The sequence below is a fragment of the Shewanella electrica genome (assembly GCF_022321485.1).
GTDB classification, from domain to species: domain Bacteria; phylum Pseudomonadota; class Gammaproteobacteria; order Enterobacterales; family Shewanellaceae; genus Shewanella; species Shewanella electrica.
In genome coordinates, this window is the sequence record NZ_JAKOGG010000004.1 from 311,777 (window position 1) to 331,077 (window position 19,301).

Annotated in this window: 20 protein-coding genes and 1 tRNA gene; 9 read left to right on the forward strand and 12 right to left on the reverse strand. The window is 44.8% G+C overall.

From position 1 onward, the window contains the following. The first annotated feature begins 73 nt into the window (after positions 1-73). Complete coding sequence (locus L9G74_RS08290; protein ID WP_238895829.1) at positions 74-1,396, forward strand: tyrosine-type recombinase/integrase; 1,323 nt, start codon at positions 74-76, stop codon at positions 1,394-1,396. Positions 1,397-1,458: 62 nt separating this feature from the next. On the opposite strand, the gene L9G74_RS08295 is transcribed toward L9G74_RS08290, so the two are convergent. The 9 genes from L9G74_RS08295 to L9G74_RS08335 form a co-directional block, all read right to left on the reverse strand. Next, entirely contained in the window at positions 1,459-3,753 is a 2,295-nt protein-coding gene (locus tag L9G74_RS08295) for a UvrD-helicase domain-containing protein (RefSeq protein ID WP_238895830.1), read from the reverse strand. Further along, positions 3,743-4,519: a hypothetical protein gene (locus L9G74_RS08300; RefSeq protein ID WP_238895831.1), complete on the reverse strand. Its 777-nt coding sequence runs from the start codon at positions 4,517-4,519 to the stop codon at positions 3,743-3,745. The genes L9G74_RS08295 and L9G74_RS08300 overlap by 11 nt, the downstream gene beginning before the upstream one ends. A gap of 245 nt (positions 4,520-4,764) precedes the next feature. Then, positions 4,765-6,570 carry a replication endonuclease gene (locus L9G74_RS08305; protein ID WP_238895832.1) on the reverse strand — a complete coding sequence of 602 codons (1,806 nt, stop codon included), beginning with the start codon at positions 6,568-6,570 and terminating at the stop codon, positions 4,765-4,767. Beyond that, positions 6,563-6,901 carry a hypothetical protein gene (locus L9G74_RS08310; RefSeq protein WP_238895833.1) on the reverse strand — a complete coding sequence of 113 codons (339 nt, stop codon included), beginning with the start codon at positions 6,899-6,901 and terminating at the stop codon, positions 6,563-6,565. Before L9G74_RS08310 ends, L9G74_RS08305 begins: the two co-directional genes overlap by 8 nt. 272 nt (positions 6,902-7,173) lie before the next feature. Next, entirely contained in the window at positions 7,174-7,362 is a 189-nt protein-coding gene (locus L9G74_RS08315) for a helix-turn-helix domain-containing protein (protein ID WP_213682349.1), read from the reverse strand. A 125-nt stretch (positions 7,363-7,487) separates the two neighbouring features. Continuing rightward, positions 7,488-8,567 carry a hypothetical protein gene (locus L9G74_RS08320; RefSeq protein ID WP_238895834.1) on the reverse strand — a complete coding sequence of 360 codons (1,080 nt, stop codon included), beginning with the start codon at positions 8,565-8,567 and terminating at the stop codon, positions 7,488-7,490. Between the two features lie 205 nt (positions 8,568-8,772). After that, positions 8,773-9,633: a hypothetical protein gene (locus tag L9G74_RS08325; RefSeq protein ID WP_238895835.1), complete on the reverse strand. Its 861-nt coding sequence runs from the start codon at positions 9,631-9,633 to the stop codon at positions 8,773-8,775. A gap of 213 nt (positions 9,634-9,846) precedes the next feature. Beyond that, positions 9,847-9,922, reverse strand: a tRNA-Arg gene (locus L9G74_RS08330). Positions 9,923-9,976: 54 nt separating this feature from the next. Further along, entirely contained in the window at positions 9,977-11,119 is a 1,143-nt protein-coding gene (locus L9G74_RS08335) for a flagellar assembly protein T N-terminal domain-containing protein (protein ID WP_238895836.1), read from the reverse strand. 229 nt (positions 11,120-11,348) lie between these two features. Between L9G74_RS08335 and L9G74_RS08340 the strand changes: the two genes are divergently transcribed. Together L9G74_RS08340 and L9G74_RS08345 are read left to right on the forward strand one after the other, a co-directional pair. Then, a complete protein-coding gene (locus tag L9G74_RS08340) occupies positions 11,349-11,945 on the forward strand; it encodes a FlgO family outer membrane protein (protein ID WP_238895837.1) in 597 nt (198 codons plus the stop codon). Beyond that, the gene (locus tag L9G74_RS08345) at positions 11,945-12,394 is read left to right on the forward strand and encodes an LPP20 family lipoprotein (protein WP_238895838.1); all 450 of its coding nucleotides are present in this window, start codon (positions 11,945-11,947) and stop codon (positions 12,392-12,394) included. The genes L9G74_RS08340 and L9G74_RS08345 overlap by 1 nt, the downstream gene beginning before the upstream one ends. Positions 12,395-12,487: 93 nt before the next feature. Here L9G74_RS08345 and L9G74_RS08350 read toward each other — a convergent pair whose 3' ends face one another. The 3 genes from L9G74_RS08350 to flgA form a co-directional block, all read right to left on the reverse strand. After that, a complete protein-coding gene (locus L9G74_RS08350) occupies positions 12,488-12,916 on the reverse strand; it encodes a flagella synthesis protein FlgN (protein WP_238895839.1) in 429 nt (142 codons plus the stop codon). After that, a complete protein-coding gene (gene flgM / locus L9G74_RS08355) occupies positions 12,916-13,230 on the reverse strand; it encodes a flagellar biosynthesis anti-sigma factor FlgM (protein ID WP_238895840.1) in 315 nt (104 codons plus the stop codon). Before flgM ends, L9G74_RS08350 begins: the two co-directional genes overlap by 1 nt. A gap of 76 nt (positions 13,231-13,306) precedes the next feature. Continuing rightward, on the reverse strand, positions 13,307-14,014 hold the full coding sequence (gene flgA / locus L9G74_RS08360; RefSeq protein ID WP_238895841.1) for a flagellar basal body P-ring formation chaperone FlgA: 708 nt from the start codon (positions 14,012-14,014) through the stop codon (positions 13,307-13,309). 188 nt (positions 14,015-14,202) lie between these two features. On the opposite strand from flgA, the gene L9G74_RS08365 reads away from it, so the two are divergent. From L9G74_RS08365 to flgE, 6 genes are all read left to right on the forward strand, one after another. Beyond that, the gene (locus L9G74_RS08365; protein WP_238895842.1) at positions 14,203-15,126 is read left to right on the forward strand and encodes a chemotaxis protein CheV; all 924 of its coding nucleotides are present in this window, start codon (positions 14,203-14,205) and stop codon (positions 15,124-15,126) included. Positions 15,127-15,256: 130 nt separating this feature from the next. Beyond that, positions 15,257-16,090, forward strand: a complete 834-nt coding sequence (locus L9G74_RS08370; RefSeq protein ID WP_238895843.1) for a CheR family methyltransferase — start codon at positions 15,257-15,259, stop codon at positions 16,088-16,090. Positions 16,091-16,271: 181 nt separating this feature from the next. After that, the gene (gene flgB / locus L9G74_RS08375) at positions 16,272-16,670 is read left to right on the forward strand and encodes a flagellar basal body rod protein FlgB (protein WP_238895844.1); all 399 of its coding nucleotides are present in this window, start codon (positions 16,272-16,274) and stop codon (positions 16,668-16,670) included. Positions 16,671-16,672: 2 nt separating this feature from the next. Then, positions 16,673-17,095 (forward strand): flagellar basal body rod protein FlgC, encoded by a 423-nt coding sequence (gene flgC, locus L9G74_RS08380; protein WP_238895845.1) that lies wholly within the window; start codon positions 16,673-16,675, stop codon positions 17,093-17,095. Between the two features lie 13 nt (positions 17,096-17,108). Continuing rightward, a complete protein-coding gene (locus L9G74_RS08385) occupies positions 17,109-17,789 on the forward strand; it encodes a flagellar hook assembly protein FlgD (protein WP_438944555.1) in 681 nt (226 codons plus the stop codon). Between the two features lie 53 nt (positions 17,790-17,842). Next, positions 17,843-19,207, forward strand: coding sequence for a flagellar hook protein FlgE (flgE, locus tag L9G74_RS08390; protein ID WP_238895846.1), 1,365 nt, complete (start codon positions 17,843-17,845; stop codon positions 19,205-19,207). Positions 19,208-19,301: the final 94 nt, after the last annotated feature.

Consider the following 19,301-nt stretch of genomic DNA (forward strand, 5'->3'; position numbering starts at 1 on the left):
TTTTAACCAAATTTATGCTAAATTAACCCCTAAGGCGGCACATAGGCGGCACAGGATTTGGGGTTAAGTTGTTATGATAACTGAAAATAGCTTCACAAAACGTTGTTTCGAACAGCTAAAAATCGACCAAAAACGTTATCGAATTGCTGATTTAGGCCATAGAGAATCAGTTAACGGTCTGATTTTAGAGGTTATGCCGTCAGGAAAAAAGGTTTTTCGTTTTCGCCGTAAACACTTAGGGAGAGACACATCAGTCACGATTGGCGAGTTTCCTAATGTGACCATTGAGAACGCGCGGCGTATGGCAAAGCAGATTGCTTACCAGTTCTCCCAAGGTGAAAACCCTAATGAAGCCAAACGCCTTGCCAAAGAGGAACTAGAGCGGCAAGCGGCGCTTGCCATGACCGTGCAGCAATTGTTTGACGCATGGGAAGCCGAATTTCAAATCAAGATTAAGATTGGCGAACGCCGCATTAAGTCGCTGCAAGATGCCCGCTCAACATGGGCAAACCATTTAAAAGTGCCAATAGGCCGCTTACAGGTTACGGCGATAGATGTTAGCTCGGCGGAAAACCTACTCAAAAAGGTGTTGGTAAAAAGCTCGGCAGCGGTGCGCAATAAATGTCTTACCTTGCTCAAGTCGATGTATGCAGGGCAAAGCCATAATCCGTTTACCCACATCAAAAAGCTCACTGAAACTAAACGTGAGCGCATACTCAATCAAGATGAAGTGCGGCGCTTACTTGCCGCCTTGGAAGATGAACCCGAAATTCACCGCGATATTGTGATGATGCTATTACTCACAGGGCAACGTAAAAGCTGTGTGCTGAGCATGGAATGGCGCGAGATTGATCACCAGCGTGGTATCTGGTTAATCCCTACATCGAAAATGAAAGCCAAAAAAGCGCATGCTGTGCCACTCACTAAAGAAGCGATGGAAATTCTCCAGCGGCGCAGCGGAAATGCTGAAGCAGGGCAGAAGTATGTCTTTCCCTCTTTGCTTACCAAAGTTGGTCACGTCACCGAACGCTCAGGCGAAAGAAGTTTTTGGCATCGCATCACTGAAAAGGCAGGTTTGCGCGGTGAGGGTAGAGGCGAGAGTGTCACTATTCACGACTTACGCCGTACCATCGCCAGTTGGAGCGTGATGCGCGGTGGCAACATTCAGACGACTAGTAAGCTGCTTGGGCATAGCGATATCAGTATCACGGCCAGTACCTATGCCCACTTGGATATTGAGCAGGTGCGGCATGAGCTAGGCATCACTACTGCGCAGCTATTGGAGACTGACCTTAGAGAGTCGAAAGTTGAACGATTGGTGAAGGAAATAGAACAGCTCTCTTCTATAGAAAAAAGAGAGCTATTCAGTAAATTAGATCTTACACATACAAACTAATTAATACTTACCTACTGTAGACATACTTATTAAGATAAGCCGAATTTGTCTTATTGTAAAAATTACATTTCTTCTTTAAGAATTATAGCATTTTGCTCTATTGCACTACTCAGTAGCGAGCTAGGCCCCCTTCGCAAATCGCCTAAAACTGTTACTATCTTTGTTGCTCTAGTTATTGCTACATACATACGATTATGCGCTGTGTAGTTATGGAACGTTTTGCTCGTATCACTAATAGAAGAATCTTCTCTTGGGAAACGGGCTTTATCTATACCTACTAGAATAACTGCATCAAATTCCAAGCCGCCAACATAGTCAGCCATTGCAATTATATAATCATTTTTATTTTTAGCTTTTTCAATTACCTCGATGTCACCACGGTCTAATAAACAAGTAACAGATTTGTTAGTTTGTTCAAATTCAGCTTTAGCCTCTTCAAATAGTAATCTGTCAAAATAAATTATAATAATTCTATGCTTCATGCATCCTAACTGATTATGAGCATTATTAGCCAAGGTGAATGCTTTTTGGTTGATTGATAATGAAGACTCATCATACAAAATGTACTCTGGAGTATAATCATTAAGTTCGGTCTGCATATCAGTAGCATGCGCTAGCGGATCAAAAAAGTTTGTAAATAATGAAGTTCCTGAACTAGTGACTGTAGAAGCTAGTTTCGTAATAGTAGAAGAACACCTAAATACAGCCGTTAAATCTGTGTTTTTTTCCTCTGATGCATGTTTGTCAATATTCATATATTCCAATACTGATTCATTTTTCCATGCAATGTCACCAATAGCTTGTGTAGCATCTAAAGCGAAGGATATTGGGGCTGACTCAGCCTTTTTGCTTAAAAAGTGAATAATGCTTAGTTCATTAAAATTTAACAGGTGAAGTTCGTCAATAGCAATGAAGTCGAACCCTTCAGAAGTTCTGCGTCTTTTCCAAAGGGGAGACTCAAGTTTTCCGATAGCAGATAAAGCTATATCATCAGGGTCAAATTGAGATAAATTATCAAGCTTTAATTGGTAGCTTTCGAATATTTTGAATATAAAATATCTGTCATTTTCATTTTTGGTAGGTATGCAATAGTAATCGATGTTATTTCTGACATATTTTTCCTTGTTCTGTCCACATCGTCCTTTTATTGCAACACCAAATTCATGAACAAGCAATTCAGCTAAAGTTAGTGAATCTTCATTGCTGAATAGATCATATATTTCTTGGGATAAAAGTTGCTTGTGAATTTTTATGTTTTTTTGAATTTCTTCTACGATTACTGATATGTGGAGCAACTGGGTCTGTTTTGCTTCATAACTATCTTCATCTAGTAGTTCTGTTTCACTAATGTCGTGCCCTAATAGCTCCATGCATACTTGCTGAATTGTTCTTACTTTAATTTGAGAGACTTGAACATCTTTAAATTGTTCAGATGAACGAGCTGTAACATTAATAAAGTATTCTACGGTATGCCTAATAGATGTACTAGGTACAATAAATAGTACTTTTATTTTGTTTTCACTTTCAAGTACAGCTCTTAATGTTTTAAGTACCAAGCAAATTGTCTTGCCTGTACCTGCTGGGCCATGCAACCTAGCGGGAAATCTCCAATCAGAATTTACGAAAGACAACTGTTTGTCTGACAAAACTTCATATGGGTTTTTTCTACCAAGAAGTGCTGTCGTATTCATTAATTCATCATTGTTTAAGGTCACAGCTCCATGTGCACTGTTATTACTGGATGTTTTTTTTAAGTTGTTTTTAAATATGTCAGTGCTAAATATATTTTGAAGCGACTTTTTTAGGTTGGAGATATCACACTCTTCTTTGTTCTTTGCTCCTGAGTTTTTACTAAACTTATATACTAGTAAGTGCTTTCCTTTATACTTCCTTTCTTTGTTAGTATTGTTTTTAAATGGTGAAAGTTCTATCGCAACCTTGTATGAACTACCATTTTTTGTATTAAAAGGGAATATTATGCCCTTTGTCGAGTCTAGAGGTATTATTTCGGATTTGCTATACGACATATTGTCCCAGTACTTGACGCAGAATCTCAATGTTTTTTGAATGCAAGTGATCTTCATGTTGTCATCTATAGCATCAAATGAGAGAGAACTATAATCAAGTGTTACAGTATTTCTTTCTGTTTTGTAATTATCTTCATCATGAATTATATATAGTCCTTTATTTTTTTTAACTATATTTACATGAAGGTCTCCAGGGATTTCTTCTGATAATGTCGCATTGGCAATGTTTAAAATGAAATAAGCATCGTCAAAATCCAAGCTTTGTAGGCTTCTGGACTGTATGATTGCTTTGGTCGCTTCGTAAGTTAAGCATATAAAATCAAATTTCATTTAACTTTTCCTTTAGAAATTCTATTGATTCTGGTTCGAGATCTTCAGTTCCAATTCGGCTGTAAAAATTTGAGAATTTTTGAAGCAAGTGCTCAATATATGGTGATTTTAGAATCGCTGTGTAAGTTATCTCTTTCCCTTGCATGCATAAATACTGTTTGTCCATATCACTTAGGTGGGTAATACCTTTTTTTAATCTTTTTGCTAGTTGGAATGGAATTGATGTCGGATTTACCAAGTCTACTACGTATGGTTCCAAAGCCTCATTCAGGTTTGTCTGCTCTAGAAAGTATATTGAGTTTTCGGTATTGTTTATTAACGTAGAGCTTAAGCTTTTTCTCGCATTTAATACAAAGTCTAAGGTGTAGTCACATTTTTTTTCTTTGAACATGAAGATTAACTTTTTTACTTCATCTGTGTTCTTTTTATTTGCATTTTTATTAACTAGCTCTAATATACTTTCTGTTGGATATATTGGTAGGATTTCATAAGAAATGTTTAATTTTCCTAATTCGATGTTTAATTTGTTTTTTAGTTTTTCTTCGATTCTTCTAAATACTAATTCTTCCCCTTGATTTTCTAACCAATTTTTTGCTTTATAGATAGGTAGGCAAAGTATATTTCTAGCCTTCTCATTTGCAATATCGCATCTTGCGGTTATAACAATTGCATTAGTGGGTGAACGGTCATTGTTGACTTTTAGTCCTTCGAAGATGCTTCCTTGTGTAAATTCACTAGTGCTTGGATGTGTAAGAAGCTCTCTCATATCAATCCTTGCTTATACAAATAGATCATAGTGATCCTCTCTAATCATTAATATTGTTAATGGTTACTTAGTTTTGGTAATTTTGTAAAACATAGCATAAAAGGTAAAGTGTGGGATTACTCTATGTTTTTGAATATGGTACGACAAAAATTATTTGTTTTGTAGAGAGTAATGGTGCATTTCCCCACTAATTCATATTGTTAATTCAGCTTGCTGCCCCTCATAGAATATTATTGGAAGTACACTTATTGACAGAACTCCAAGTTAGAGCGGTTGGTGCCGACCGACCGCGATAGCGTCCATTCATGGGCGCGGGTGATCACTTCAACTCCAAAGCTCACGATGCCCTTGATTCTAGTTAGTACTTCATCGCCGTAGCGGTTGGTTTTGCATTGCTGGAAATTGCCGGAAGTTTCGGGAGCAGCTTGCAGCATGTTTTCAGCATTGGTACAGCTCATTGCTGCATGTTTCTGGATTGATTGCTGGATTTCGGGAACGGGATTGCTGGATGGTTCCAGAGTCATTTCAGGGCTGATTTCCGCACTTATTGCTGGATTGCGGCAATCCATTGCGGGATTTGCCGGAATACATTCAGGATTTTGCTTGTTGATTTGTTGCTGTTGGTATAACGGGCGAATCGTTTGCTCATCACGCTTACAGAACACACCGCCCATGAGTTCAGTGTAACGCTGCCAATCGCTTTGGTCTGCTGCTTGGCGAATTTCTTCAATCCATTCTAGGCCATTTTCTGAAATCGCTTTTATACGGCGCAGCTCGCGCCACGGGGTTACACCCGCACCGCCGATTTGTTGAAACTGGCGGATTCCCCAACAAGATGCCCATGCACGAACGCGAATGGCAGACGTTTTTGCATCTTCTCCATAGCTGTCTTCATCTATGCCTTCACCATCAATATTCTTTGAGATGTATTTGGCAATATAACCCGTAGCAGAGCCTTTGCGTGGGTCGATGTGCTTTACTGTAAAGCGATGCTCTGCTGCGCCTTTTTCATCGCCGTCTTCTTCAAAACAATAGTGTTGAAAGATATCTATCAAGGTTTGTTGCTGTTCAGACTTTAGGAACAGCAATAAATGCCAGTGTGGTGTGCCTTCATGGTGTGGTTCGGCAACGCGAAAGCCGAAGGCAGCAATGGCTTGCCGTTTCATTTCGGCGCGGATTCTGGCAAATGTACTGCAAAGGTATTTCTGACCGTCTAGCGGCGTTGCACCTCCCCACGTTGGATTGGCCGCACCTGATTTTGAAAAAGCTCGATGATATTTGGACGGGCAAGTCATAGTAAGGAATAGGGCTGAGTATTGACGGCTTTCTGCATATTCTTCAAAGCCGCGCATTCTGACCATTAACTCAGCGTGGCGGATTTTGGGATTCGACACGTTCAGGCTAGAAAGTTCAGCAAGGCTTTTGCTAAAACCGTCTTCATTGGTGGCGATGGTTTCTTGCAGGAAGTTTTGCGTATGCCAACGCTGGTTGTCGTACAACGCTTTAGATATGTCGCTGATATAGATGCCGCGTTGCTTGTTAACCAAGTTTATATGGCGGGCGACACTTTCAATCTGGCGGCCATGTTGCACGGCAAGCTTCTGTTGCCACCAACGTTCATCCATTGCGCGATTAATAACACCACGCACCTTTAATGCCTCCATCTCGTTAAGGGTTCCAGTGGCTAACGCTTCCCGAACATCTTTATTGAGTGGCTTGGGCGCGATGTTATGTGCACTCAAAAAGTGAATGATTGAGTGATAAGCAGGTATCAGTTGCTTATTGGACTCAATAAATAGGGTTAAGCAATTACGGGCACGCCGCCTCGCAATTAAGCAGCGATCTCGGTCTTCTACGTTAACGGTGTAAAAACGCTTATCTTTGCCAAGAATCTCCGCTATCGCTTCGCGAGCATTAAGAATGCTCAGATTCGATGCTTGTCGGGTTGGCTGCTTTACATACTCTTCCATAATGCGTTTTTTAAACGCATCAGGTAGCCCGTTAAGTTGGTTGTTAACCCATTTATGATCATGTGGGTGGACTTCAGGCATGAGCTTGTTCCTCCAATTGTTCAGCGAGATGTCGCCCTTTGCTGTTTAGCGTGAGTGACGTCCAACGTAATCCCGTTATGAATAGATCTCGTTCTTGGGTGAGTCCTTCCCGCTTCAGGCGGTAAATAGTCCGCTTTGAAAAGTGACCGACAAAACCTGTTAATTCGGCTACTGTTCCGAGGTCAGGGCAAACTTCGGTACAAAGGTCGACCGAATTACCATTAGCTAACCAAAGCAGCAGGTCGATTTGTTCGGTGCTTAGTTTGGTATCAATTCGGTTAGTTCGGTTTTCCGTTTGGTTAACGGTTCGGTGTGTGATTCGGTTACTCATTCGGTTCGCCCTCCGTATCAATTACCGAATTCGGTTTCGCGTTCGGTCTGGATTCGGTATCGGTTGAACCTGTTAAGTAACGGCGCTGATCTCGTAACGATGGCTTGGACTCGTTAACGAGTACCGAACCCGTTAACGGGGACTGGTACTCTTCTTTTATGCATTCCCGTAACGATATTTCTTGGGTTAATCTTTCGACTCTTTGAATCAGCGATATTTCCACACTAATGATTAAGCTAATGACGCTCAGAAATATTACGTCTGGAAGATATTTAAAGAGTATGTTCATAAACCCTCCCGTCAATGAATGCGTCAATGTCGGTCTGGCGATACATCACGCGGCGACCAACTTTGACAAAGCGGAGAGGGTAGCGGCCAGTACAGCGCCACACTGACAGAGTGCCTTCAGTGACGCCGAGCATTTCAGCGACCTGTTGCGGGGTTAAAAGTGAATTGTTCATGGTAACTCCTGATTAATGTTTGTAATTCAGGAGCAAGCGTAAAAAGGAAAGGTTGGGATGTATGCGTTTCTAAGGGTTAAAACAATGTGTCTAACCCTTAGACACACATCCCAACTATATGTTAACTATGAATAAAATTTATAAATTTTTTTCATAGTGTCTAACTGTTGTTCAACGGCTAAATGGTCTTTTTCAGGGAGAGGCGGTAAGGTGATAGCGCCATATCCAAAGATATCTATCGGCGCATCATGGTCTGCATCCCATACTTCACCAGTGTCAGTATTTATGGCTGTATAGTCATCAGCAGTTAGGTCTATACCGTGAGCTTGGGCAAACTCTGCCCAAGCATGAATTTCAGTAACATCTGTTAGACGTTCGATAATATCTTCAATTGAACTGCGATTAGGACACTGCAACGCTTCTAGCTTGAGCCAACTGAGTGTGATACGCGGATTTTCGTCCTCTACTTCGGGATAAGTGCTGAATATGGTCTCAATAGCGTCTATTGCACTGAGTCGGTAGAGTGGTTGCTGATTGAGTGGTGACACATCCCCACTGTGGAGCATGGCGTCTGTCTCTGGTATCGCTAAATCTTCAGCGGCAGTATTTCTAATTAGCTCATCAAGCTGCGTTTTTATTTGAGCATAACGCTGATAGTTATCAGCCCATTTGTTTTGCTCTTCAGGAAGTGTCTTTCCACTTGCTTTCTGCTCATACCAGTATTTGCTTCCCCTGAAGTCAATGTACTTCTGTTGCTCATGGCAAAGCCATAGTAGAAGCAATAACTTGGATTCATTGTTCCCTTCATCTGCACATTGTCTTAATTGATCTAGTAGATTGTCTGACGATGCGTTTGCTTCGTCTTCGCTAAAACGCTCAATGGCGAGCCAATTAAGTTCTGTGGCCGATATTTTAGGTGCAGAGTTGGTCAGTTCCGCGCTAATAATACTTACAACTATTTCTGCAATATCGTTGTTAATACCCAATAGCTTTGCTCTGCTTAAGCAGTTGTTTATTGCTTTGTTTGGCGCATGAATCGCCTCGTCAATCGATGGTTTAAAATTCATCTCTGAGAGTGCAGCATACGATTTTTTATCTAGATAGGCTGCGACTAGCTCATACAACTGTGATTTGGATGGACATGTATCCAAAGTTGATTTGGCTTTTGAATGGATAGAGTAAATCAGTGGCTTCAGTGTTTTCATAATCAAGCTCCACGGATTGAGAGCATTATGCTAACAAGCATTACCACACGCGATTATGGCAGCTTTCTCAACCCGATTTAATTATGAAAAGTGTTGGTCAAACTGAATAAATATATGAGGTGTTTACCTTGTGCCTGTTTTCACTCGCGTGCAAGTGTGGCGGGCGCCTATCTGCACTATAGGTAAATTTGGGGAGTAATGGAATCTAATTCTTCTCTTTTTTCGATTCTTCTAGAAACCACCGATAAACAGTTTCATCACCTGAAATCGAGAACGGACAACCAATACTTTCAGCGTACTTTGTGATTTTTGAATAGTGATTTTTAGTCGCTTGTTTGGGATTCAAGTATGGCTTTTGGCGATATAGCCTTAGAGCAAATTCCTTTCTTTGCCTGTTTTTTTCATGGCGCTTACTGTTTCCTTTCATCGCAAATTTTGCCGCCACTTTTGCTGCACCAATCTGGTTGCTCAATTCATCAAGTAGAGTTTGATAACCTACATTTTGTTCAATGAGCTGCGACTGAATCACTAAGTTAAACAGCTGTTCAGCTGGTTTAGTTAGTCCAGCCATTTTGCAGGCAAGGGCTGATTGCAATCTGGATTGCGCTGTTTGGCTGTATTGAGGGAGCATGTTGATAGATTGGCTTTGAGCAATAATGGGAGCAAAGCCATTAGCTAATGAGTCAGCGTTAGAAAACTGCCGTATGAGTTCCATATCTTTGACCAGCGGTAAATCACGCAATGGGGCAAACAATCCAATGTAAGTTTGAATATTATTTTCATGCTGAACTTTCAAGCGTTCACGTATACCTTCAATCTTCGCCAGCTGACCGACAATATCACTATTGGTGTCGATTTCACGTGGGTCTGTTAGTCCTGCCGTGAACGGAATTTCTAGATCATGAAAGTAAGGCTTTCCATCGATGAACTCGAATGTTGATTTGGGTAATGGAAATTCGTTTAGAGCGACAATGGCGAGTACATATGCTTGCAACTCAATTGGGGTATTGGAAATGATTTGGCTGACTGCATCACTATCAACAAACTGCGCAAAGAGATCTTCCATTCTGACAGCACTTTCTGTGTTATCCATGATGAATGAAAACTATCGAATTTTTATTGAATAGTCCAATTTTTGCGCGGAACAGGCAAAAAAGGCTTTTTAGCGTAAGCTATTAAAAAAATTGAAAAATTTGTCTGTCGCGAGGCGGCACATAGGCGGCACAGAATTGTTATAAAAATGTTAATCTATTGATTTTTATAATAAAAAATGGCTAGTTGGTCTCCCCACAGGGACTCGAACCCCGATCGGTCGCTTAGGAGGCGACTGCTCTATCCTGTTGAGCTATAGGGAGACGCAACGATTATACTGTTTTTCGATTCCAATAAAAGTTTAATTGTCTAAGTGGTTAATTCTTAAGCGCAATATCGTTAATTTGGATGTTGGCACCTTCGTCTCTGGCGCTGAGTAGTGCGGTGGAGGTGTCATCGGTGATCTGGTCGATGACCACTTGCACATCGGTGGCGTTGGCGACGGTGCGGGTCTGGCCGACACGGTCAGGGAAGTTGTGTTGCAGTACCACTTTGAATTTGTCGCCGGTGCGCACGCCGCTTTTTCGGCCGAGGTTGAGGATCACGCGTTGGCCTTGTTTGGCAATCACTTGTGCCATGGTTGGCCGACAACCCAATGCGTCATCCATATCAAGCGTGGCGCGTTTGAGCACATCCACAATGGCGTTGCCGTAGATGGATTGCCAAAACTCGTCGCTATCTGGTTGTGCGCTGGCGGTGGCGTCAAAATCCCATTCGCTATTAAATTGGTAGTCTTGCTGCCAGATGGTTTCGCCGCTGATGCTGTGGATCAATGACAGTTTTAGGCGGAAGTCACGTTTTTGTTTATCCCACATGGAGCTGAAACCGGACGGAGCTTTGGACATTGCCATATCTTCCACTTCGGGCAGTAGCAGGTACAGGGTGTTGGTTTGCTGGTTAAGCCAACTGGCGCTGTCGCCACGGTGTTCGTTATTAAAAATCTGGCTTGGCACGCTGTTGCTGAGATCGAGCTTTGGGTACACCTTGTTCGAGTTGGCGTGTATGACATCTGCAAGCTTACGCGATAGCGCTTGCGGAAAAGCTTCCATTTGGCCGTATCTTAGCTGTTTGCGGTCAAAAACTATGGCTCGCGGCAGATAAAGCGGCGCTTTAAGGGCGTTGGCTAAACAACTATCGGCGGGGTTGTTGGCAAGATCGACGCGCACGGTGACTTCTAAGCGGTTGCCGCGTTGGCGTTCGCTCACCACTTCTAATTGGTTGTAGTTGGCATTGTTGCTGAGGGCGGCGGTTTGATCTAACACGCCGTTGGTCACGGTTTGCTGGGCGCTGATGCTGCCGCCGTTGGTCACTACTGCCACGCTTAACGCATGTTTGATGGCTTGTTGCCGCGCAGCGGTAATATTGCCGTCAACAATGGTGGCATCTCCCGAGACGGTGACCCACGCGGCTCGTACAGAGGGGATAGCCAGCAACATCAGCAAAGTGATTAAGCGCAACATAGTGTGAAGTTCCTGCAGTTTGTCGTGAGATAGCCAATTTTCAGGCGGATTTAGCGCCGTTTGCCAAAAGATTCAAGTTCTATGCCATCAATCGGCACAACTGTTGCTTAAGAATCGACACTGACTATTGAGCGTCAAGTTTCTATGCAAGATGCCGATAGCTAATGATAACTCTCAGCTTAGCCGTTCATTTGGGCGTAAGCCCGGTGACACATGGAGCAACAAGGTTATGTACAAAAAATGGTTTTGTTTGATGGCGCTGTTGTGTAGTAGCTGCCAATCAACCGCTGTGGTGGCTGAGCCTCCGCCTGAAAAGGCTAAGCTTTTCTTGGTGGCTCAACAGCTTACCGCTGACCTGACGCGTTTTAGTGTGGCTTATAAAGAGGAGCCATCAATTCTGGTGACTACGCCAGTTGATGCCGCTAAGTTGGCAAGCACTAATCCGTTAGCCATCCAGTTGCAGCAAGATTTAATGACCACGTTGCAGCAGCTTGGCTACCACGTGAAAGATATGAACGTGAGTGACACATTGCGAGCGGCGGAAGAGGGCACGTTTATTTTGACGCGTGACTGGCAAAAGATTGCCGCTGATGTGTCGGTGAGTCACGTGTTGGTATCGAGCATGGACTTAACCAAAAACGGTGTTGAGATTAACGCACGTATGATCGATTTGAGCGATAACCGCGTCGCATCGGCGGCCAATATTTTTGTGCCCGCAGTCGATTTGCCCGGGTATCTCACCGAGTCCACTAAGAGTGTTTCACGTAACGGCGTGTTATATCGGCAGTCCGAATCAGGCAAAGTGCAATTTATTGGAGCAGAGTGATGATCAGATTAATGATGGTGGTGCTGACTCTGGTGCTGGCTGGGTGTTCGAGCAAAGACAAATTCGTACAGTATGAAACGGTGGCGCCGGAGCAGTTTCCTACGTTAACGGCAACGGGGTACGCGCCGTTGGCAACGCAACCGGGTAAAACCCAAGCAGAGCGGGTGTTGATGGCAATGCAGGCGTCAAAGATTGCCGCTTACCGCGAGTTGGCCGAGCAAGTCTACGGTCAGCAACTGCAAGGCACTAGCAACGTGGCTGATTGGGCGATGAAGTCGGATACCATTAAGGCGTCGGTGTCTGGCGTGATCCGCGGTGCCAAAGTGGTGGCGAGTTATCCTGCCGGTGACCATTATGTGACTGAGTTGTCGCTCGACTTTGCAACCGTTTGGCAGTTGTACCAACAACAGAACCGACCACAACGCGTGCGTGAAGTGACTTATTTCTAATTGATAGGCAGGCAATCACGGCTTGCCAAGCACTTAAAGCAAAACGCCACATTGAAGTGGCGTTTTTAATGGGCGCTTGTTGCGGTAGTCAGACTAGGCTTTTAAGTCATTCCCTAACGTGGAAATGGTTGATGTTTTGCCTTTGCCATCGTAAGTCAGGCTGCTGGAGTTGCGGCTCATTTGCAGTGCTTGGGCTAAGCGATTGATACTGGCATTGCACAGTTCAATCAGTTTGCCGTTTTCCTGATTCTTAGTTTGGCATTCCGTCATCAAGGCTTTGGCATCGGCGACTAGGGCGGCCAATGGCTCGCGGCTAAAATCATCCTTGTTTGGATGTTGGGCTAGCTGCGCGTCGACCTCTTTGATGGCTTCTAACATTTTGGATTTATCCGCCGCTAGCGACAATAACTTGTCGGCATCGCGGCTGATTAATGCGTGTTTTTCTTGGTCGATCAAAAACAGCAGCCGCTCAAGATTGAGCGTCTGCTTGTTGAGATGTTGTTCCAAGTCTGACAGCTGCATTAAGCCTCCAGATCGAGATCATTCATATCCGCTTCAAATTGCGCGATATTGCCAGCCAGTTTTTCTGGGTCGACCTTGTAGCGTCCTTCAGCAATGGCTGCTTTGATTTCGGCTACTTTTTGCAGGTCAACATCCGGCAGAGATGAAATCTTACTTTGAAGACCTTGAAGCTGCTGTGCCTGACTTGAGACAACAACTGAATCTTGTTGATTACCAGCGACCGACGTTTGCGCTTTATCTGCTTGCGCTTGATTGGTTTTTGGCGAGTTGACAGTTGTCACTCTCGATTGGTTTTGCAGTTGTTTTATGTCCATAGCCGTCTGGGCTCCAGGGTTAAATCTAAGTTCTCAGGCTCTGTATCGGCAGATTAGTTTAATGCTTGAGCGATTTTTACATGTTTACGCGAACTTCGCCAACTTTAGTCACTAAAGCGTCGATTATCTTGTTAGATCTAGCATTTTTTACCCGAATTTGCTCGCCAAGGTTGCCATCGGCTTCGGCAATACCGACTGTTTTTATCTGAAAATTTTCAGAGCTGGCAACAATCGACACTTGGTCGCCTTTGCAAACAAAGCAGACGTTGGATGAAAAAATCGGGTAATCCTTCGTCACTCGGCGTTTCACTTTGGCACCAATCAGCGGCGCAATATCATCAAACTGCTGACCGTTCAGCGAGAATTGGTCGATGTAGCGGGTGGATAGATTGCTCTGGGTTAAGGTGGTGCCTTGGGCTAAGGTTTCGTTCGGTACGATCACTGGAAAACTGATGTTCACTCGTACTGACATGTAAATCTGCCACGGATAAGCTTGCTCGGCAACGTCACAGCTCACTTTGAGCGTATTGTTACGGCTGATCTCGCGGTCAGTCGCCATTTCCACCGTTAGCTCGCTGGCACAGTCAGGCAGCAGTAGGCGGCTGTCTAGCGACTGCGGTTCAATTTCCACCCGTGCCGCGGCGGGCACTTGGATTTTTTTTGACACCGTTTCTTTAGCTAACTTTTCGATTGCCGATATACTTGGTATTGCGGCCTGCGCTGAGGCTACCGAGTTGGCTGTCAGCAAGATAGAAAAACAAAAGTGTGCTAAATTTACTTTCATAATGAATAGGCTAGGTAGATTTACAGTTTTACACTTATACTTCAGGGCGTTCCGTAGCAGCTGATACATCATCAATGCCAAGGCGACAGAACTTTGACTGAAGTGTTGGTTTATCGGTGTGAAGCAATATATATGCCTTTCTGAGTTTCAGTTAGGTTTGGATGGTACAACCAATACAAGGCAGACATATGTCAGGCATTCTTGATTCAGTCAACAAACGTACCCAGCTTGTAGGCCAGAACCGCCTTGAGCTGTTGCTCTTTAAGTTGAATGGCAGACAACGGTTTGGCATTAACGTCTTCAAAGTAAAAGAAGTCTTACAGTGTCCGCCGCTGACTATGTTGCCGAAATTGAATCCCTATATTCGTGGCGTGGCACATATTCGTGGCACCACCATTTCGGTGATCGATTTAAGCGCTGCCACGGGCGGCCGTCCTATCGAAAACGTCAAAGACAGTTTTATCATCATCGCTGAGTATAACCGTAGCGTTCAAGGCTTCTTGGTGAAGTCGGTCGAACGCATCATTAATATGAACTGGTCTGCCATTATGCCGCCGCCTCAAGGCGCGGGCCGTTCCTCTTATTTAACAGCGGTCACTGAAATTGACGGTGAGTTGGTCGAAATTATCGACGTGGAAAAGATCCTCGATGAAATTTCACCGATGAAAACTGAAATCAGTAAAGAGATGGATGAGGCGCTGACCATCGACCGCGAACAAAACTATCACATTATGGTGGTGGATGATTCCGCCGTCGCGCGTAAACAGATTATTCGGGCGTTGGAATCTTTAAATTTGCAGATCGACACCGCTAAAGATGGCCGTGATGCGTTAAACAAATTAGAGAAGATATCGGCAGAAATGGAAAATGTGGCGACCGAAATCCCGCTGATTATTTCTGATATCGAAATGCCTGAAATGGACGGCTATACCTTAACTGCAGAAATTCGGGATAATCCTAAACTGAAGCATATTAAGATAGTGCTGCATACCTCTTTGAGTGGGGTGTTTAACCAAGCCATGGTGCAAAAAGTGGGGGCTAATGACTTTATTGCCAAGTTTAACCCCGATGAGCTAGCTGCGGCTGTTAATAAACACTTGAGTTTGAAATGATTGCTTAACATGGTTCATTGATATTTAAGGGGAAGCTTGTCTTGCTGATTTACCTGCGGTATAACGCAGCGCGATAATCTGTAGGACAATGCCTCATCAGTGGCGTGTTCATTAACGACGGGAAGCCAGGGTGACAGACAAGTCTCTAGCAGAAACCGAATATAACCAATTTAGACTGTTCCTCGAGCAGCACAGTGGTATTGTGCTTGGTGAAAACAAGCAATACCTTGTCAGAAGTCGGCTCGCGCCGTTAATGGGTAAATACGGATTACCCTCATTATCGGACGTGGTGAAACAGTCTATGCGTCCTACTGAGCGCCAATTGCGTGCAGAAGTGATTGACGCGATGACCACCAACGAAACCTTGTGGTTCCGTGACCGTTATCCGTTTGAGCTGATGGCTAATCAGCTATTACCGCAATTTGCCAAGCTGGGTCGCCCATTGAAAATTTGGTCGGCCGCCTGTTCGTCAGGGCAGGAACCTTATTCGCTGGCAATGACCGCGCTGGAATACCAACAACGTAAGCCGGGGGGGTTGCCGGGCGGCGTCTCTATTCAGGCAACTGATTTGTCGCCATCGATGTTGGAGCGTTGTAAAAACGCCGAGTATGACGGTTTGGCGTTAGCGCGCGGTTTATCGGAAGAACGTAAGCGTCAGTTTTTTGATGCGTTGCCCAACGGCAATATGCGTTTGAAAGAGAATGTGCGCCGTTTGGTGAGCTTTAGAGCGCATAACTTGCTGGAGAGTTATAGCTTACTCGGCCGCTTTGACATTATCTTTTGCCGCAACGTGCTGATCTATTTTGCCCCAGAGGCGAAGGCAAAAATCCTGCGGCAATTTGCTGCCGCTTTGAATCCGAAAGGCATCCTCTTTTTAGGCGCTTCTGAGTCTATTGCCGGCTTAACCGACGAGTTTGATATGATCCGCTGTAACCCCGGGATCTATTATCAGAAGAAGACTTAATGTTAAGTCGCTGAAAACAAATAGTTCTTTAAAATGCCAGTCTGTTTAACAGGCTGGCATTTTTGTTGCTGTGTTTTGCCACAGCGGCAATCGTCACACAATCTCACCGTGAAGTTAGCGCAACTGTTTTATGGCACGTTAATTGCTTTTATTTGCACATCAGGCAAATGAGGAAATTTTTATGGCGATCAGTTTTGATAATGCGTTGGGAGTTCACCAATACACGCTAGGAATACGCGCGCAACGTGCCGAAGTCCTCTCAAGCAATATTGCCAATGCTGATACGCCGCATTACAAAGCGCGCGACGTTGATTTTTCCTCAGCATTAGAAAGCGCCGTGACCCACCAAAAGGGCATGCGCATGATGGCGACATCAGAGAAACATTTTGATTTACAGGCGCTGACGCAGCAAAACGTGCAGTATCGCGTGCCTGATCAGCCAGACACTGGCGATGGTAATACGGTTGATATGCAGAAAGAGCAGCAGACATTTATGCAAAATACTCTTGAATATCAAATGTCTTTGGGATTTCTGGACAGTAAGTTTTCCGGAATGCGCAAAGCCATTAGAGGAGACTAGCGATGGGCCTTTATAACATTTTCAATATCGCCGGTTCCGGCATGTCAGCACAGTCTGTCCGGTTGAACACTACGGCGAGTAATATTGCCAACGCGGATTCAGTCTCCAGCAGCATTGACCAAACCTATAAGGCGCGTCACCCGATTTTTGAGGCGGAGCTGACCAAGGCGTCAAACGGTCAACGTCAGCCAGAAGGTTACTCAGTTAAGGTGCAAGGCGTGGTTGAGAGCGATAAACCGTTACTGAAAGAATATTCACCCGATCATCCATTAGCCGATGCTGACGGTTATATATACAAGCCAAACGTCAACGTTGTTGAAGAGATGGCGGATATGATTTCAGCTTCCCGTTCATATCAAATGAACGTACAGGTTGCTGATGCCACCAAGTCGATGCTGCAACAAACGCTGCGTCTTGGTAAGTAAGGAGAAATAAATCGTGGCTATTAATTCTGTCAATACAACGAATGAAACCGCGAGCGCTAGCAAAGCAGCGTCGTCGGCGAAAAATAACCAGAGTTTGACGCAGGAAGATTTCTTCTCTTTGCTGAGTGCGCAGTTGTCGATGCAAGATCCATCGAATCCGGTGGACAACGATCAAATGATCGCGCAGATGGCATCGTTCTCTACCGTTGATGGTATCGGTAAGTTGAACGACCAGATTGTTAACCTCAACACGGTGATGACTTCGAGCCAAGCGCTGCAAGCGTCAGGTTTGGTGGGGCAGAAAGTGCTGGTGCCAGCAGGCGCTGGGTATCTGTCGGCGGAAGATAATGCGATTAAAGGGGTGATCAGTACGCCTTCACCTGTACCGTCAATCAAGGTGTCGGTCACCGATGAAGCGGGCCAAGTGGTCAAAACCTTCACCGTTGATGGCAGTGCTGGCGGCAATGTCGATATGTCGTGGGATGGTACTGATAATAGCGGCAAGCCGATGGCATCTGGCATCTATAACATTAGCGCTAACGCCACCATTGATGGTGAAGCGCAAGATTTGGCAGTTAGTACCTACGGCCACGTCAGTAGCGTATCGTTAAATTCAAGCAGTGGCGCGGTACTGAACGTGCGTGGTATCGGTGGCGTTCGCTTAGCCGATGTACTGGCTGTCACTGAAGCTTAGTTTTTGCGCCGGTAGCAACCGGATAATATTCAAGAAGATTTAAGAGGTGGACTATGTCTTTTAACATTGCTCTTAGCGGGATCAATGCGGCGCAGAAGGATCTCAACGTTACGGCAAACAACATTGCCAACGTTAACACCACCGGCTTTAAAGAGTCGCGTGCTGAGTTTGCCGATGTGTATGCCAATTCACTGTTCTCTAACGCGAGAACTGCCGTCGGTGGCGGGGTCACGACGACTCAAGTGGCACAACAGTTCCACCAAGGTAACTTGCTGTCGACCAACAACGCGCTCGATTTGGCGATTAACGGTAACGGTTTTTTCGTGACATCTCCTGGCATTGGTGATTTGGATTTTTCTTATACCCGTGCTGGTGCCTTTAAACGGGATGACAACGGTTTCTTGGTCGATTCGATGGGCAACTATTTGCAGTCATTCCAAGTGGATAGCGATGGTAATGCGGCGTCAGTGAGTTTGAGTACCACCACGCCAGTACAGATCCCAGATACTGCGGGTAGCCCACAGGCCACCAGCCAAGTTGGTATCAGTATGAACCTGAATTCCGACTCGACCACGCTCGATCCAGCGGCATTTGATCCTACCGATAGCTCCACATTCAATAACTCGACGGCGGTAACGGTGTATGACTCACTCGGTGAATCACACACTTTGACCACCTATTTTGTTCGACCCACTGATGCGGCTTATACCGGACGCAGTAGTTGGGTGGCATATTACGCACTCGATGGTAAACAAGTGAACTTAGACTCTGGTGCGGGTAGCTATGATGTGGATGTAAACGGCGATGGTACCGCTGATGGCACGCCGCAGAGTGCGACTACAACCGGCGGTTGGACTGGGGCAGTGTTGTCTTTTGACGAATCGGGTAATTTTGTTGGTAGCGATCCGGTCAATATCACCACGCAACAGTTAGGCATTGCTGGCGCTGATGTGCTGAGCGCCTCGGCTGACGGTACTCAAACGCTGAATATCTCGTTCAATAATCCTACCCAGTATTCGGAAAGCTTTAGCACCACCGCATTGACGCAAAACGGTGTGACTGTTGGACGCCTAACCAATGTGGAAATCGGTGCCGATGGCTTGATTTCTGCGTCATACAGCAATGGTGCCACCGTGCCATTGGGTCAAGTGGCCTTGGTGCGCTTTGCTAACGAGCAAGGTTTAACGCAAGTCGGTAACACCTCTTGGAAAGCCAGTCTTGATTCAGGTGAACCGCTCGCGGGCGAAGCGAACAGTGGTATCTTCGGCCGCATTCGTTCATCAACCTTGGAACAATCTAACGTTGACTTGACCACTGAGTTGGTTGACTTGATTTCGGCACAACGTAACTTCCAAGCAAACTCGCGTACGTTGGAAGTGAACAGTACGCTGCAACAAACGATTCTACAGATCCGTTAATGATTAGCGCTGTTATTGCCGTTGACTGAGCGCCCATGGCGGCGTGTCGGTCACCAGCGTTTACCGATTAACAGCGTGATTGACAGCGGCAAGG

Coding starts and splice junctions, on each gene's coding strand:
- L9G74_RS08290 (WP_238895829.1), top strand. CDS start 74: ATGATAACTGAAAATAGCTTCACAAAACGTTGTTTCGAACAGCTAAAA.
- L9G74_RS08295 (WP_238895830.1), bottom strand. CDS start 3,753: ATGAAATTTGATTTTATATGCTTAACTTACGAAGCGACCAAAGCAATC.
- L9G74_RS08300 (WP_238895831.1), bottom strand. CDS start 4,519: ATGAGAGAGCTTCTTACACATCCAAGCACTAGTGAATTTACACAAGGA.
- L9G74_RS08305 (WP_238895832.1), bottom strand. CDS start 6,570: ATGCCTGAAGTCCACCCACATGATCATAAATGGGTTAACAACCAACTT.
- L9G74_RS08310 (WP_238895833.1), bottom strand. CDS start 6,901: ATGAGTAACCGAATCACACACCGAACCGTTAACCAAACGGAAAACCGA.
- L9G74_RS08315 (WP_213682349.1), bottom strand. CDS start 7,362: ATGAACAATTCACTTTTAACCCCGCAACAGGTCGCTGAAATGCTCGGC.
- L9G74_RS08320 (WP_238895834.1), bottom strand. CDS start 8,567: ATGAAAACACTGAAGCCACTGATTTACTCTATCCATTCAAAAGCCAAA.
- L9G74_RS08325 (WP_238895835.1), bottom strand. CDS start 9,633: ATGGAAGATCTCTTTGCGCAGTTTGTTGATAGTGATGCAGTCAGCCAA.
- L9G74_RS08335 (WP_238895836.1), bottom strand. CDS start 11,119: ATGTTGCGCTTAATCACTTTGCTGATGTTGCTGGCTATCCCCTCTGTA.
- L9G74_RS08340 (WP_238895837.1), top strand. CDS start 11,349: ATGTACAAAAAATGGTTTTGTTTGATGGCGCTGTTGTGTAGTAGCTGC.
- L9G74_RS08345 (WP_238895838.1), top strand. CDS start 11,945: ATGATCAGATTAATGATGGTGGTGCTGACTCTGGTGCTGGCTGGGTGT.
- L9G74_RS08350 (WP_238895839.1), bottom strand. CDS start 12,916: ATGCAGCTGTCAGACTTGGAACAACATCTCAACAAGCAGACGCTCAAT.
- flgM (WP_238895840.1), bottom strand. CDS start 13,230: ATGGACATAAAACAACTGCAAAACCAATCGAGAGTGACAACTGTCAAC.
- flgA (WP_238895841.1), bottom strand. CDS start 14,014: ATGAAAGTAAATTTAGCACACTTTTGTTTTTCTATCTTGCTGACAGCC.
- L9G74_RS08365 (WP_238895842.1), top strand. CDS start 14,203: ATGTCAGGCATTCTTGATTCAGTCAACAAACGTACCCAGCTTGTAGGC.
- flgB (WP_238895844.1), top strand. CDS start 16,272: ATGGCGATCAGTTTTGATAATGCGTTGGGAGTTCACCAATACACGCTA.
- flgC (WP_238895845.1), top strand. CDS start 16,673: ATGGGCCTTTATAACATTTTCAATATCGCCGGTTCCGGCATGTCAGCA.
- flgE (WP_238895846.1), top strand. CDS start 17,843: ATGTCTTTTAACATTGCTCTTAGCGGGATCAATGCGGCGCAGAAGGAT.